Origin of the sequence: Lysinibacillus sp. NPDC097868, assembly GCF_044761135.1 — a bacterium.
Taxonomy (GTDB): domain Bacteria; phylum Bacillota; class Bacilli; order Bacillales_A; family Planococcaceae; genus Lysinibacillus.
This window is the reverse complement of record NZ_JBIWBS010000001.1, coordinates 2,464,152-2,479,432: the sequence shown is the minus strand read 5'-3', so window position 1 is coordinate 2,479,432 and position 15,281 is coordinate 2,464,152. Positions and strand designations below refer to the sequence as shown.

The window sequence follows — 15,281 nt, the reverse complement described above, 5'->3', positions numbered from 1 at the left end:
CTCCTTCGTTTGACAAATTAACATGGTCTAATCAGCTATACTTACATTAAAGAAACTGAGCGAAGGGGGATTTCTGGTGAGAACCTATTCCATATATAAAATAAAAGAAGAGCATTTAACGTTTATTTTCGGCAGAGAGCGTAAGTTATTAGAAATGATGCAGGGCTGTGAAGATGCCAATGAGAAATCCTTAAAAGAACTCGCGTATATATGTGAAACTGTCCGCTTCGATGAAATTGCTGCAATGCTAGAAGCACAGCTAGATTCCAAATATGCTCATTTAGAAAGAGCGCGGAATGCTTTATTTTTAGAACATCCGATAAAAGGAAAGATGGCGATTTATTTAGTAGATCGTAAAATCTGTGTCTATTGTGAAGGCTCGCGAATGCTTGATTTGGATTTATTTCAAATGCTAGCAAAAATGAGTGAGCGTTTTATTGCATTTAATAAACAAGATAATGAGTGTGGTTGGTTAAAGCCGATGAAGTATACAATGCACTAGGAATTTTCACTATAATATATAGTAACACGCTAGTATTTGGTGTATAATGGAGCGTGGAGAGTTTTTTTCTCGGTATATTGTAGTGGAGGAGGTTGGTTGTATGCCTACATGGGGCTGGATTATTATTGTAATTATCGCATTAGCAGCTGGCGCAGCACTTGGTTTCTATTTTGCACGTCAAGCTATGATGAAATATTTAAAAGAAAACCCACCAATTAACGAACAAATGATTCGAATGATGATGGCACAAATGGGTCGTACGCCGTCTGAAAAGCAAGTACGCCAAATGATGACTCAAATGAATAAATTCCAGAAATAATTGGAGTTTTTAAGGAGCAGCTGGTTTTGTAAACCGGTTGCTTTTTTCGTTTGCATACATAAATATTAACGACATTAAATTACGCGTCGATAATGCGAATAGCTAGCAAATCACATTTATTTTAAGGCATGGTTTACAGCGCAAAATATTTTAGTCAGTTACACGATTACGGATACAGCAAACGTGCTTAACTAAAGGAACAATTTTTAGCTAAGCACGTTTTTTCATGGATCCTATATGGAGTGAACATGTAGTAAATCGACTTTTGTGCCGAGAAATGTTTGGAAGGACAATAATGATTGCTTCAATAAGTCAGTAGGGATATCTTTCATAATAAAGACAATATGTGAAACCTGTGTATTTTCTGGCCATTCACTTAAATGGATAGGAGGGTGAATAATATGCTGTACACCATTTAAGATGATGGGTCCTGCATCACCAACGTCTACCATTCCTTTTACGCGAAGTATGTTTTCTCCTCTTGCATAGAGCAATAAGCTTAGCCATACGCCGAAACTATTCCAATTTAATGGTTGCAAAAAAGCAAAAGAAATTGAATGAATATGCGATGTACTGTGAGGAAGCAACTGATAGTTGCTAGGTAGACGATTGTTATAAAATTTTCTTTCAACATTTAAAATAGATGGTTCCACTTTGCCATTTTCAACATGAACAATTGAACAGGCGGGGTTAATCTTTATTATTTCTGCACGAATTAAATCAAGTTCTTCCTTCTTTACTAAATCGATTTTCGTTAGCGCAACGGTATCAGCTGCCGAAATTTGCTTGACTGTTGCCTCATGATTTTTAATTTGCATTGCCCCGTTTTTAGCATCAACGGTCGTTATGAGCCCATCAATAACAAAACGATGCTGTAAAATAGGATTTGTCATTATGGTAAATAAAATTGGAGCGGGATCGGCTAGTCCAGTTGTTTCGATAATAATCCGGTCAAAATTAATTTCTCCCTGTTCATAACTAAATAGCAAGTTTTTCAGTTCTTCCTCTAAATCTTCACGCGCATGACAACAAATACAACCGCCTTGTAGTAAGGTCGTTTTTTCTTCCGCTTGTCTTAGCAAATAATGATCTAAGCCGATTTTGCCAAATTCATTGACGATAACAGCAATATTTTCAGTTAGTTGATGATGCGTTAATAAGCTTTGAAGCAGTGTTGTTTTACCGCTACCTAAGCTACCAGTAATAATTGTAATCGGTTTTTTCCCAGATGACATATGCTTCACTCAATTCGCTATCGTTATTTTTTCCATTAAGTTAGTGCTCAGTGGATCAATGGCATAGCCATTCAATTTTTCTACTTCAGCCCATAAAGTACCTAAATCATGCACGATAGACATATTCCCTTTTAAATCGCTAAGAAGAAATTTACTTCCATTCCAATCAGTCAACTTTAATTGATATAACACTAAAATTTTATTGATGAATTGAACGCGCTCAATTCTAGATTGCTGTCTAAAACGTTGTAAGTCGCCTACGATAATTTCCGATGTGGTATCTGTTTTAATCTCTGTCCAATGTACATTCGCAATGAAATCGCCACAAAAAATACACATAAAATGCCCCCTTAAGCGCGTGGATGACGCTTTGAGAAATCGTTTGCAATGTCATTAAAAGTACCCCAACGAATATGTTCATGGGAATTAATATAGTTGATGAGGCGATGATGCATTTGTATTACTTGAGGACGGCCACTTACATCTGGATGGATTGTCATCGTAAAAACAGCATAATCCATATTTTCGTAAACCCAATCGAATTGATCTTTCCACATTTGTTCGATATCGCGAGGATTAACAAAACCATGACTGTTTGGAGATTTTTTTATAAACATCATCGGAGGCAAATCATCCAAATACCAGTTTGCAGGGATTTCAATTAAATCGGTTTCTTCGCCTCTTTCTAACGGCTGCATCCATTCTTCCGCTTGTTTGCTATAATCAATTTTTGTCCATTTGTCCCCGACACGTACATAATAAGGTGTAAAATCATTATGCATTAAACTGTGATCGTATTTAATGCCATGCTTAATTAATAACTCATTCGTCACATTGGAAAACTCCCACCAAGGCGCGACGTAGCCAGTCGGTTTTTTGCCCGTTAACTCTTCAATAAGTTGAATTGATTTGAGCAACACCTGTTCTTCTTGTTTCGGTGTCATCGCAATAGGATTTTCATGGGAATATCCGTGTGCGCCAATTTCATGTCCTCGTTCAAAAACATTTTTCATTTCAGTAGGGAATGTTTCAATCGAATGACCAGGAATAAACCAAGTTGTTTTAATATTATGTTTGTCGAATAAATCTAACAATCTAGGAGTACCTACTTCACCTGCAAATAAACCACGTGAAATATCATCAGGTGAATCTTCGCCACCATATGACCCTAACCAACCTGCTACAGCATCAACATCAACACCATACGCAACTAAAATCTCTTTTTGCATCTTACATCCATCCCTTTATGAATTTTTATAAATAGTCTAGCGAAAAAATCGAAATATGTAATAAATTTTTTAAAAAATTTAGAAAATATGCACAATTGCATAAAGCTTATGTTATAATGCTGAAAAAATTAAAGAATGGAGAGGTACTATGCTTGGAAATATTAAAATTTCTTCTGAAACGATCGAAAAGCTGCCATTAGCATCAATTATTTACGATGAAAAATTTTCTATTAAACTGCTAAATACTAAAGCTCAAAAAGCCATTCAATTTAACCGAGAAATGATCAATCATAGGAAACTATTCCCGCTATTAAGAAAAACAATGTCGACTGGTATTCCTTTTATGAAAAATATTATTTGCGCTGGCAAAAGCTATCAATATTTCTTTTCAAGGATTGTTGTAGACAAAGATAAATATTACATACTAGTTTTTATCAATTTAACATGGCGGTCATACCAACATGAATATGAACGCTACAAAGAAGAGAGTGAAGATTTAAAGGCGATATTTGAGTCTACTTATGGTGCTCTTTATGTATCTGACCATCAAGGGAAAACATTACGGGTAAGTGCTGCTTGTAAACAGCTATGGGGGGTAAGTGAAGAACAGCTAATAGGGAAAAATGTTTTAGAGTTGGAAAGGGAGGGGGTGTACAAACCTTCGATTACAAGATTAGTGTTAGAAAACAACAAGAAAATTTTGACGGTCCAACAAACGAAAAATAACAAACGGCTTTTAGTTGTCGGAACGCCTATTAAAAATAAGCAAGGCGAAATTATGCGGGTAGTTAATGCTTCTAGAGATATTACAAATATAAAAAATTTACAACAAGAAATCCAACGTTTGACAAGAATAATTCATGACTATCAACATGAACTGAGCCAACAGGATAGCCAATTAACAAGCTCGCTTATCTATCAAAGTAAGCAACTTGAAGCGGTAGTAGCGCTTGCCAAACGAGTGGCAGCAGTAGATTCGACCGTCTTAATTTTAGGAGAGACAGGTGTCGGCAAAGAGGTTTTCGCCAATTATATTCATGATATGAGCGACCGTAAAACGAAGCCTTTTTTGAAAATCAATTGTAGTGCTATTCCAGAAAATTTACTAGAATCCGAGTTATTTGGCTATGAAAAAGGTGCATTTACTGGCGCAAATAGAGAAGGTAAAATCGGCTTATTTGAACTAGCGCATAACGGCACGTTGTTGTTAGATGAAATTGGCGATATGCCACCTGCACTCCAAATAAAATTACTTCGCGTCATTCAAGAAAAAACGCTACAGCGTATCGGTAGCGCTAAAACAATCCCTATCAATGTTCGGTTTATCGCAGCAACCCATCGAAATCTTGCTGAAGAAGTGGCACAAGGGAATTTTAGAGAGGATTTATATTATCGCTTAAATGTTATCCCCATTCATGTACCGCCGTTACGTGACCGCAAAGAAGATATACTGCCTTTAGCAAGTCATTTTTTAACGAATTTAAATAATAAATATTATACAGCCAAAACATTCAATACAAGTTTTGCAGATAAGTTAACAAAGTACGACTGGCCTGGCAATATTAGAGAATTACAAAACGTCATTGAACGATGTTATGTTATGAGTGACTCCGATTATATAACAAGCGAAACGCTAGCAATTGCACGGAACGAAAATAAAAAGGAGAAGTCTGTACTCGTTAAGGACATCATGCCCTTAAAAAAATGTGTAGAATATGCGGAAAAGGAATTATTGCAAATGGCTTTTGCAACATGTCAATCGACTGTTGAGATGGCAAAATTATTAGAAGTGAATCAATCTACCATTAGTAGGAAAATGGCCAAATTTAATATTCGATAAACATGCTATATAATGGAAGGAGAAAGGGGGAGGGACGAATGGTTTTTCGCACAAAGGTAAACATGTATTTGTTAATCAGTATCTTTTTAGTCGTTGTCATCATGGGTTCAATTCCATTGCTTTCATTGTATAAACAATTACCATTTCCTATTTTACTGCTGATTGTTGTTCTCTTTCTTGTTGCTGGAGGTTTTGTTTGGTGGTACGGCACTTCGATACAATGTATTTTCTATAAAGAGTATTTATTAATAAAAGGTGGACCATTCAAAAGACGTGTACCTTATCACACAATAACAAAGGTTGCGCCGACAACAGATAAATTTACGGGCTATCGTATTACACCATCTGATATAGGACTTGAGCTATGTGTGGAATCTACAAGCTTTGGTCGTATCAAGATTTTAACGGAGAATAAATTGGGGTTTATTGAAGAATTAAAAAAACGCTGTCCGCATGCCCTATTTGAAAACGTTGAGTCATGGGCAGGTTATGACGTTTAACATGTGTAAATACTTACACCGATTACAAGTAAGGATACTGCTGACACTAAATAACCTAGACGGCTTCTTTGTTTGCGTTGCTCGATGCCTACAATGGCTAATAAACAACCGAGCAAGAGCGAGGAGATTTGTGCAAATGAAAATTCAATAGTAATAAAATGTCCATAAATACTTGTATCAACAATAAATTAAATATGAAAGAGGCAAAATAATGGAAGCTAATGCAGATGTTTTAATCGTCATCGATTTACAAAATGGCGTATGTTTCAGTGCAGAGCATTTGGTTGATTTACCAAATTTACTTACTAAAGTAAATAATCGAATTGCCTGCTACCGAGCACAGCAAAAACCAATTATTTTCGTCCAACATTGTGATGAAGAACTCGTACCAGAAGAGGAACTTTGGGCGATTCATGCTGACTTAGATGTGCAAGAGCAAGACTATTTAGTTAGAAAAGAACATGCCAATTCATTTTACAAAACAAACTTAAAAACGATGTTAGACGAATTAGCTGTAAAGCGTATTGAATTTTGCGGCGCCCAAACAGAGTATTGTATGGATGCAACGATTAAATTTGCCCATGGCCTAGGATACGCAAACTTTATGGTACGTAAAGCGACTTCTACGCTCAATAACCCATTTATGTCAGCACAAGAGACAATTGATTTTTACGAAAATATATGGAATAACAGATTTTTGAAATTTATAGAATGAATTTTATAGTTAGGGGAAAAGTGTTAGATTGACTTTGATCAATCTAACACTTTTTTGTTGTTCTGATGGTATCTCATATGTCGGTCACTTTCCACTCAGTGCAGGATATACATTAATCTACCGGCGATACCACGGGTTTTATCAGCAATTCAGGAGCTTCTACCAGTACATACATTAAATTGCATTGCTACTATGCAAAAATGCATAACTTCGTTACAAAGTTTCCATTTTCCCCTTTAAAAAATTTGCAGTATAAGTGCGTCTTTAACAATATATCTATCGATGAAAAGTTGGCACGATTTTTGCTTCGAAATTTTATATAGGAAAGGAGGGTTATGGAATGTAGGAGATATCGGCAGTCTTAAAATTACTAAAGGGGAGTGATGACTTTGAAGCATGTAGTAGCAGCTATACAAATGAATTGTGAACTAGGCAATAAAGAAGGCAATTTACAAAAAGCGCAAACATTAATAGCACAAGCACTTGAACAACAGGCAACACTCATTGTATTACCCGAATTATTTAATACAGGATATCGGGTAGAAGAACAAGATTGGCAATATGCTGAGACGATTCCAGGGGAAACGACCGAGTTTTTACAGCGTATTGCCACTCAATACGATGTCACGATTATTGGCTGTATTTTAGAACGAGGTGAAATTGAAGGAACTATTTTTGATACCGCTATTGTCATAGCTAAAAATGGCGTGTTGGGGAAATATCGAAAAACGCATCTTTGGGATCAAGAAAATCTTAGATTTAATAAAGGTGATGAATTGTCGATCATCCAAAAAGGCAATTTGAAAATGGGTCTACAAATTTGCTATGAAATTGGATTTCCAGAGGGAGCAAGAATTTTGACATTACAAGGAGCCAATATTCTCGTATATCCTTCGGCATTTGGCGAACAGCGTTACTACGTCTGGGAGACTGCGAGTAAAGCAAGAGCAATCGAAAATGGCTGTTTTGTTATTGCAGCTAATCGTTCAGGAGTTGAAAAACAGTCAACGCATTTTGGTGGGAAAAGCAGAATTATTGATCCACAAGGCAAAGTTTTAGTCGAAGCTGTACTGGAAGATGAATGCATCGTCGCAACAATTGATTTACAACGAGTCATTCAACAACGTAGAGAAGTACCTTACTTAAGAGATTTAAATAAAGCCGTTTTTCGTCCAAGAGAATAAAGTTCTAATCAGGGGGGAGATTTATGAAACGCAACACATTAATCACAAAGGATATCGTGCCCACTTTAAGAAGGCATCGCATTATTACAGGGCTAGGATTTTTTAATATTTGGGTTGGGATGGCGGTTATTATTGCCACATTCCAAATTGGCGCGAATGGTATTGAATCAATGACACTCTGGCAATTAGCAGGCGCTATTTTTGTTGCCAATGTATTAATCGCCATTGTCGCTAGTTTAACCGGAGATATTGGAATTGAGCATGGCTTATCGTTTGCAGCTTATTTAAGAGCACCTTTTGGCATAGTGGGTGTGCATATCCCATCGTTAATAAGAGGTATAGTCGCTTGTATTTGGTTCGGGATTCAAACCTATCTTGGCGCAACGGCTATTAACTATATTGTTGCGGATTTAACGGGATTTGATTTTTGGTTTGTATGGTATGTCATATTTGCCGCCGTTCAAATAGCAAATACAGCCATTGGTATTAAGGCAATCGATCGATTTGCTGTCATTGCAGCACCTTCCATTATTTTAATTTCTATTTGGATTTTTGTGAAGATTTCAAGTATAGCTACAGAAGAAGGGTTAAATATTTTTACATATGAAGGTAGCTTAGCTGAAACAACATGGTTGCTTATTATGGCTGCTAATATGGGCTTTTGGTCTTTACTTGCCGTAGATATACCGAATATTACTCGTTATGTAAAAGCACCAGTCAATGAGCGCAATTGGTTCCGGCGCAATAAAAATAATTTTATCCCTCACTTATTAGCTTTACCAACAGTCCAAACCTTTATCGGCATTATTGGTGCAATTAGTTTTTTAGCTACTGGCAACTGGAATCCGATTGATGTCGTACAACAAATTGCAACGGGTTGGGTTATGGTGATGATTTTATTGCTCGTTATATTGGCTCAATGGTCAACCAATACTGCGTCTAATTTAATCCCTGCCTCGCTAACATTCGTTAATGCAGGCGCTAGCATTAATTTGACATATACATGGGGTGTTATTTTGGCAGGCGTTGTCGGTACATTGTTTCAACCGTGGATTATATTGGAGCAGTTATTCCGTTTCTTAGGATACTCCGGCGCCATTATGTCGTCAGTAGCAGGGGTAATCATTTGTGATTACTACATAATTCGCAAGCGTCGTTTGCATGTGAAGGATTTGTACGAGAAGAAGGGTCAATTTACATTCAATCGAGGGGTAAACTGGGCAGGAATGCTAGCATGGTTAATTAGTAGTGTACTCGCTATAGTGTTTATTGATTACATGTATTTCGTTGGTTTCCCTTTATCTGCTCTCATTTACTATGTACTAATGAAACGATGGTACTTAAAGAAATTCCCGCAAAAAGAAATAGAATCTAATTACGCAGATGAATATTTAGGAACCTCTGCGAACCGTGATTGGGAAATTTCTAAATAGAATGGTCTGAAAATGAGCGAGTAATATATTACTCTTTTTAAAATTCATTTTTCAATTATTTAAATTCAGATAGGAAAGTTAATGTCTTAATTGTAGGTAACAAATATAAGTTTCCTTAATTAGTGCGACAAACTGTGGAAGACTTTTTATGAATAATTGCCATTAAAGCCTTATTAAATGAGAAGAGTTCATTTAATAAGGCTTTTTTTATAACTTATCTGTTAGCTTGGTGTAACCAGCTAATCGCACTATGCACAACGACCGCTACACCTAATGGAAGTACACCTTCGTCTAATATGATATTAGGGTTGTGTAGTGGGTAGTTGTTGTCTCCTAATCCGTTGGAACCAGCCCACATAAACATTGTTGGAACTTGTTGGCTAATGTAAGAGAAATCCTCTGTGCCGGCTAATGGTTCAGCGTCAATTTGTAAATTGACTTCCCCTAAAATTTCTTTCACAAAAGGTACAACTTGTTCGCACAGTGCTTCATTATTATAAAGTGATGGGGTAGAGATGGTCTTTAATTCATATGTTCCACGCATCATTTTCACTGTGGCATCTATTATTTCTTGAACTCGATTAAATAGATGATCCCTAACTTCTGGTTTGAAAGAGCGTAGTGTAGCCTCTAAAAGTGCTGTATCAGGAATAATATTTGCTACTGTGCCGCCACCCATTTTACCAATAACGAGAACGGCTCTTTCTTTAGGATCAATTTCTTTGCTGACTAATGTATTCATTTGATTGTATATCGCATTGACAATCATTAATGGATCAATGGCATTTTGAGGCTCAGAACTGTGCCCGCCTTTGCCTTGCACTTTTAGGAAGAAGCCATCTAATGATGAAGCGGCGATGCCCGGTTTGTAACCAAATTTCCCTACTTCTAAATCTGGCGTTACATGGAGGGCAATGGCTGCATCGACTTTTGGATTTTCGAGTAAGCCATTTTCTATCATATCCCTTGCGCCAAGACCAATTTCCTCAGCGGGCTGGAACATGATTTTGACAGTTCCATTAATATCATTTTCTTTCTCTTTTAAAAGCTTTGCAGCACCGAGCATAAACGTTGTATGGATGTCGTGACCGCAAGTATGTGCAAATCCATTTGTTGATTTAAACGGTAAATCTGTGTTTTCTTCCATCGGTAATGCGTCCATATCGCCTCTTAGTAATATTGTTTTCCCGTTGCCATTACCAATCGTTACAACAAGCCCTGCTTGTCCTACTTTTTGAGGTGTTAGGCCCATAGAAAGTAAAGTTTTTTCAACGTATGAGATTGTATTTGGTAGTTCAAATCCAATCTCAGGATGTTGGTGTAGATGTCTGCGATGCTCAATTAATTCTTCTTGAAAATTTTCCGCCATTATTAATGTTTCATGTTTAGTCATATGATACACCTCTCTAGTCTAATGAATATTCCATATCTGAAGTTGTATTCAATTTAGGTTTTGTTTTAATGGCAATGACAAACAATCCAAATAATAAGATTGAAAGTACAATTAAGACATTTAACAGTAATCCATATGAATGATTAATATTATAAATCGCTCCAGAAACAATTGGTGTTAGTGCAGCGCCTAGTGATGAAAATAATGAGACAATCCCAAATTTCGCGCTATATTCTTTTTCACCAAATAGTGATGAAGTTAAGTAAGCAGGTGTAACTGTAACAGCCGTTGCACCAAATCCAGTAAATATCGTATACAGGATACCAGGTATTAATAGGTCGCCTCTCATCAAAAATAAAAAGCTTACTAAAGCAGAGCCACAAATAATCACTAACGTTGTGATGGTACCTAATTTATCGTATAAGCGACCGACTAATAACTTTCCGACGATTACCATTGCTGAACCTAAAGAAAGTAATATTGCAGCGTGTTGAGGTGTGCCCCCGATATCCTTTAAATATGGTGCAAGGTTAATGATCATACCATTCACGACAATACCGCCGATAACAATTGCCGCACAAAGTGCCCAAAATGATACGGATCTAAATGCCTCCCTTTGTGAAAGCCCTTCTACTGTTTGTGAAGAAGTCGTTATATTTTTTATTTCACCTAGCGGAACAAGGCCTTTATCTGCAGGTTTAAGTCGAATAACGAATAATGCCATAGGTACGATTAACACAAACATTGAAATGCCCGTAATGAGGTAAGCACTTCTCCAACCATAATCTGTAATAAGCCAGTTTAGGACAGGGCTAAGGATGACACCACCAAGACCACTACCTGCTAGTGCAATCCCTAAACATAATCCACGCTTCTCGTTAAACCAATTTGTAATTAATACTGGTGCAGGAATAAGAGCAGCTCCTGCTAATGAAGCCCCCATTAGCACTGCGAATAAATAAAAGTGCATCGCAGTCGTTGCAAATGAAAATCCTATATATGAAATGGTGCCTAGCGTTGTAAATATCGTCAAGTAAAGACGAATGTCCATTTTCCTCATCACTTTTCCTGCAATTGGACAGAAAATCATTGATACTAAAGCCATAATCGTATAGTACGTCATAAATTCAGTTCTTCCAATTCCCAAATCTTCCGTTACAGGAACAGTATAAAGTGACACTAAATTAATAATTGGTGCATACAAAAACGTCATAATCATGACGCAAGCTACTACAATCCACCATCCATAAAAGATGCCTTTTTTTTCTTGTTGAGTAGTCATATTGGTTTCCTCCGTTTTTACTTAGTAATCAGGGCAATACGATGGAGATAAGTGGTGTTGAATCCGTTTTCAAATATCTCTAACATAATAAATGGTGTTACCCACGATCGTTTCATCACGCTTTCTAATTCATTAAAAAGTAATGATGGGGAGGTTTGGAGGTTGTATTGATCATAAGTATTTTTAAAGCCTTAAGCTCCGTAAATACATCATTTTCAAATAGTACAAGCTCCATCTTCCTTCTCATTTAACGCTTACGAGGTTAGCTGACGGATTCGGGCCTTTGAGTAGCCCTACCTTAACAAGGATTCACCCCTTGGATTGAATGTTCATCCAAAAAATTTGGTTCCCCCGCATCCATTGGTTTCAGCGATCTAGAAAGTTGAAACTGCTATGATACTACTATTTCAAGAAAAGTTAGTAAATACAGAAAATTTTTTTGACAAATGAGAAGAAAAATTTTTTTACTTGATAAAACCTTTATTAATTAGGGTATCAGAATAACGGTAATATAAAGTGCGAAAAATTTTTTTCAAAAGGAGAAAGATTTAGATTGTTATAAATTTGAAAATTTGTGTAAGGATACATTTAAATTATCATTCTATTTTAAAAATTTACACATTTCATAGAAAACCAGTTATAATAGTTAGTATTGTCAGAAAAGGAGCTGTTAGCAATGGAACGTGAAAAAACCAATGTGGAAAGTTTTGATTTAGACCATACGAAAGTAAAAGCACCTTATGTCCGTTTAGCGGGTGTAAAAGTAGGAAAAAGTGGCGATGAAGTCTATAAATACGATATTCGCTTAAAACAGCCTAATAAGGAGCATATGGAAATGCCAGCACTCCATTCTTTAGAGCATTTATCGGCTGATATTATTCGCAATTACTCCGACCATATTGTCGATTTCAGTCCAATGGGTTGTCAAACAGGCTTTTATGTATCGTTGATTAATCATAATGATTATGATGAATTACTAACGATTTTAGAAAAAACATTTACAGATGTCACGAATGCAACAGCTGTACCAGCGTGTAATGAAGTGCAATGTGGCTGGGCCGCTAGTCATAGTCTTGAAGGTGCACAGGCACTTGCAAAAGAATTTTTAGCAAAACGTGATGAATGGCATATCGTTTTTGCAGAATAATAAAAAACCTTGCAAATTGTAAAATGTCCATTATCAGGTGGACATTTTGCTTGCAAGGTTTTTCATTTAACGATGAAAAGGAATGACATTGGAGGAGGAAGAATCGTAATTTATTTTTTGATAAATAAAACTTTCTAAAAAGTCATGTATCAGATCTTCATATTCAGCCATATTTTCATTAAAGGACTGAGCGTGTGCACCTTTGTCAAAAAGCTTTAACTTTTTCGGTCCAGTCTTTTTATTATATAAATCGAGCGACATGGAAGCTGGAATAAATGTATCAGGAATACTGTGGATAAAGAGAACCGGCTTTTCGATGTGTGTGACAGCTTCAGAAGGCGTTACACTTTTAAATGAATAACCATCGCGCAGTCGTATAAAGAAATCAGCGAAACGAATCGGAATGATAGAGCCATATTTAAATTCTGTCTTCGCAATTTGTTTAAGCAGCATTGAAAAATCTGAAAAGGCACAATCTGCAATATAAAAATCAGCACCATCTTCAACCGTTCCCGCATACAACAGCATTGTTGCTGCACCCATTGATTCACCATGGATCCCAAGGATGGCATTTTCACCAATCATCGCTTTCACGGTGTTTACAACAGCATCTAAGTCATTTTTTTCATAATAACCATAACTTGTTGTTTTGCCGCCTGACTCCCCATGTCTTCGATGGTCAAAAATAACGGAATTGTACCCTAGTCGTTCAAAAAGGCGTGCATATTTGACCGAGTTGATTTTATTTTCTGTCACCCCATGGCAAATAATCATTGTATTATTTGTTTGCAGTGGTTGGAACATAATGCCGCGAATGGAGTAGCCATTAGGAGAGTCAATATTTAATTCGCATTTAAAATTTTTATTGTACCAAGCTTCGTCAAAACGTTTGGCAGTTGTTTCACGTTCACGAATAAAATCGGGGTCTTTTTGCTGAATGTACATTAATTTATTGGAAAGCGCAAAGCCGAACAGCCCCGTTGCAGCAGCGGCGAGCGTCGTTGTAATACCTGAAAATAAAAGCATTTTCTTTTTCATCTTCAATACCTCCACGACTTGTTTCTTTGTATGTCTAGGCATTCGTCCCTAAGTTATCATAAGGTAAATGCATGTTTCTTAATTGTAATGTTCCCAACTATATTTGTTTAAAACACGACAACATTTTACAACAACCTTTGAAATACTACGATTATTTCCGTTATCGAAAATCGTCATAATATTTGTTAAAATATAGTTATCTGCTAGTAGCATATGCATGCAGTGTTGATTTTTGAACGGGGAAAAGGGGAGAATGATTATGACAAACGAGGTAGTGATTGTTAGTGCCGTGCGTACTGCAATCGGTTCATTCCAAGGAACATTAAAGGATGTACCGGCAACAACTCTTGGAAGTATCGTTATTAAAGAAGCATTAGCGCGCGCTGGCGTAGCAGGTGAGCAAGTCGATGAAGTCATTATGGGGAATGTTTTATCGGCTGGACTTGGACAAAATCCGGCTCGTCAAGCATCGATTGCAGCAGGATTACCAAATACAGTGCCTGCTTTAACAATTAATAAAGTATGTGGCTCAGGCTTAAAAGCAGTGCATTTAGCAGCACAGGCAATTGTAGCAGGCGATGCTGACATCATTGTAGCAGGTGGCTTTGAAAATATGAGCCAAGCACCGTATGTATTAAAAAATGCACGTGAAGGCTTCCGCATGGGAGATCAAAAAGTCGTGGATACGATGATTCATGATGGATTATGGTGTGCATTTAATGATTATCATATGGGCATTACTGCGGAAAATTTATGTGATGCGTATGAAATTACACGTGAGGAGCAAGATACATTTGCAGCACGTTCACAACAACGTGCAGAAGCGGCTATTGCTGCTGGTAAATTTAATGATGAAATCGTTGCTGTAGAAATTCCTCAACGAAAAGGCGATGCTGTTATTTTTGATCAAGATGAGTTTCCACGTGCGGGCGTTACAGCGGAATCCCTATCAAAGCTGCGCCCTGCATTTAAAAAGGACGGCTCAGTAACTGCCGCGAACGCTTCTGGTATTAACGATGGTGCAGCAGCAGTTGTAGTGATGTCAAAAGCGAAGGCGTTAGAGTTAGGGATTAAGCCAATGGCACAAATTTCAGCAAATGCGAGCTCTGGCGTAGATCCGTCAATTATGGGGACTGGTCCAGTAACTGCGGTGAAAAAAGCGTTAGCAAAGGCAAATGTATCTTTAGAAGATGTAGATTTAATTGAAGCGAATGAAGCGTTTGCGGCACAATCAATTGCTGTAGATCGCGAATTAAGCTTCAATCATGATAAACTAAATGTAAATGGGGGAGCAATTGCTCTTGGCCACCCAATTGGTGCAAGTGGGGCGCGAATTTTAGTCACACTTCTACATGAGATGGAGAAGCGTGGTGCAAAAACGGGCCTTGCCACATTGTGTATCGGTGGTGGACAAGGTGTAGCAACAGTTGTTCAACGCCCTTAATGTTAGTAAGAAGGTGAAAG

The 15,281-nt window shown here is 37.1% G+C and carries 16 protein-coding genes and 1 riboswitch; of the genes, 9 read left to right on the top strand and 7 right to left on the bottom strand.

Translation table 11 applies throughout. From position 1 onward, the window contains the following. Window positions 1–76 precede the first annotated feature (76 nt). Window positions 77–502 carry a sporulation inhibitor of replication protein SirA gene (gene sirA, locus ACIQXJ_RS12325; RefSeq protein ID WP_173478238.1) on the top strand — a complete coding sequence of 142 codons (426 nt, stop codon included), beginning with the start codon at window positions 77–79 and terminating at the stop codon, window positions 500–502. Window positions 503–602: 100 nt separating this feature from the next. Next, window positions 603–821: a YneF family protein gene (locus ACIQXJ_RS12320; protein WP_024361518.1), complete on the top strand. Its 219-nt coding sequence runs from the start codon at window positions 603–605 to the stop codon at window positions 819–821. Window positions 822–1,054: 233 nt separating this feature from the next. On the opposite strand, the gene ACIQXJ_RS12315 is transcribed toward ACIQXJ_RS12320, so the two are convergent. Genes ACIQXJ_RS12315 through ACIQXJ_RS12305 form a run of 3 tightly spaced genes read right to left on the bottom strand, consistent with a single transcriptional unit; the run spans window position 1,055 to window position 3,285 of the window. Continuing rightward, entirely contained in the window at window positions 1,055–2,056 is a 1,002-nt protein-coding gene (locus ACIQXJ_RS12315; protein WP_403053888.1) for a CobW family GTP-binding protein, read from the bottom strand. Window positions 2,057–2,065: 9 nt separating this feature from the next. Continuing rightward, window positions 2,066–2,395 carry a hypothetical protein gene (locus ACIQXJ_RS12310; RefSeq protein ID WP_403053886.1) on the bottom strand — a complete coding sequence of 110 codons (330 nt, stop codon included), beginning with the start codon at window positions 2,393–2,395 and terminating at the stop codon, window positions 2,066–2,068. Window positions 2,396–2,406: 11 nt separating this feature from the next. Next, window positions 2,407–3,285 (bottom strand): polysaccharide deacetylase family protein, encoded by an 879-nt coding sequence (locus ACIQXJ_RS12305; RefSeq protein WP_403053883.1) that lies wholly within the window; start codon window positions 3,283–3,285, stop codon window positions 2,407–2,409. A gap of 148 nt (window positions 3,286–3,433) precedes the next feature. Between ACIQXJ_RS12305 and ACIQXJ_RS12300 the strand changes: the two genes are divergently transcribed. Further along, window positions 3,434–5,125 (top strand): sigma-54 interaction domain-containing protein, encoded by a 1,692-nt coding sequence (locus tag ACIQXJ_RS12300; RefSeq protein ID WP_403053881.1) that lies wholly within the window; start codon window positions 3,434–3,436, stop codon window positions 5,123–5,125. A gap of 38 nt (window positions 5,126–5,163) precedes the next feature. Next, window positions 5,164–5,625: a PH domain-containing protein gene (locus ACIQXJ_RS12295; protein WP_403053879.1), complete on the top strand. Its 462-nt coding sequence runs from the start codon at window positions 5,164–5,166 to the stop codon at window positions 5,623–5,625. On the opposite strand, the gene ACIQXJ_RS12290 is transcribed toward ACIQXJ_RS12295, so the two are convergent. Then, on the bottom strand, window positions 5,622–5,741 hold the full coding sequence (locus tag ACIQXJ_RS12290; RefSeq protein WP_403053876.1) for a hypothetical protein: 120 nt from the start codon (window positions 5,739–5,741) through the stop codon (window positions 5,622–5,624). The two genes, ACIQXJ_RS12295 and ACIQXJ_RS12290, sit on opposite strands and share 4 nt — an antisense overlap. Window positions 5,742–5,836: 95 nt before the next feature. On the opposite strand from ACIQXJ_RS12290, the gene ACIQXJ_RS12285 reads away from it, so the two are divergent. The 3 genes from ACIQXJ_RS12285 to ACIQXJ_RS12275 all read left to right on the top strand — a co-directional run bounded on the left by ACIQXJ_RS12285 (window position 5,837) and on the right by ACIQXJ_RS12275 (window position 8,957). Beyond that, the gene (locus ACIQXJ_RS12285) at window positions 5,837–6,340 is read left to right on the top strand and encodes a cysteine hydrolase family protein (protein WP_403053873.1); all 504 of its coding nucleotides are present in this window, start codon (window positions 5,837–5,839) and stop codon (window positions 6,338–6,340) included. 383 nt (window positions 6,341–6,723) lie between these two features. Next, entirely contained in the window at window positions 6,724–7,524 is an 801-nt protein-coding gene (locus ACIQXJ_RS12280; protein ID WP_403053870.1) for a carbon-nitrogen hydrolase family protein, read from the top strand. A gap of 23 nt (window positions 7,525–7,547) precedes the next feature. Continuing rightward, window positions 7,548–8,957, top strand: coding sequence for an NCS1 family transporter (locus ACIQXJ_RS12275; protein WP_403053867.1), 1,410 nt, complete (start codon window positions 7,548–7,550; stop codon window positions 8,955–8,957). A gap of 214 nt (window positions 8,958–9,171) precedes the next feature. Here ACIQXJ_RS12275 and ACIQXJ_RS12270 read toward each other — a convergent pair whose 3' ends face one another. Further along, entirely contained in the window at window positions 9,172–10,350 is a 1,179-nt protein-coding gene (locus ACIQXJ_RS12270) for a M20 metallopeptidase family protein (RefSeq protein ID WP_403053864.1), read from the bottom strand. 13 nt (window positions 10,351–10,363) lie between these two features. Then, window positions 10,364–11,632 carry an MFS transporter gene (locus ACIQXJ_RS12265; protein WP_403053861.1) on the bottom strand — a complete coding sequence of 423 codons (1,269 nt, stop codon included), beginning with the start codon at window positions 11,630–11,632 and terminating at the stop codon, window positions 10,364–10,366. 235 nt (window positions 11,633–11,867) lie between these two features. After that, window positions 11,868–12,014, bottom strand: a riboswitch (cyclic di-AMP (ydaO/yuaA leader). Window positions 12,015–12,308: 294 nt separating this feature from the next. On the opposite strand from ACIQXJ_RS12265, the gene ACIQXJ_RS12260 reads away from it, so the two are divergent. After that, on the top strand, window positions 12,309–12,779 hold the full coding sequence (locus ACIQXJ_RS12260) for an S-ribosylhomocysteine lyase (RefSeq protein ID WP_340825553.1): 471 nt from the start codon (window positions 12,309–12,311) through the stop codon (window positions 12,777–12,779). A 66-nt stretch (window positions 12,780–12,845) separates the two neighbouring features. Here ACIQXJ_RS12260 and ACIQXJ_RS12255 read toward each other — a convergent pair whose 3' ends face one another. After that, window positions 12,846–13,817: an alpha/beta hydrolase gene (locus ACIQXJ_RS12255; RefSeq protein ID WP_403053858.1), complete on the bottom strand. Its 972-nt coding sequence runs from the start codon at window positions 13,815–13,817 to the stop codon at window positions 12,846–12,848. Between the two features lie 259 nt (window positions 13,818–14,076). Between ACIQXJ_RS12255 and ACIQXJ_RS12250 the strand changes: the two genes are divergently transcribed. Further along, window positions 14,077–15,261: an acetyl-CoA C-acetyltransferase gene (locus ACIQXJ_RS12250; RefSeq protein ID WP_403053855.1), complete on the top strand. Its 1,185-nt coding sequence runs from the start codon at window positions 14,077–14,079 to the stop codon at window positions 15,259–15,261. The last annotated feature ends 20 nt before the right edge of the window (window positions 15,262–15,281 follow it).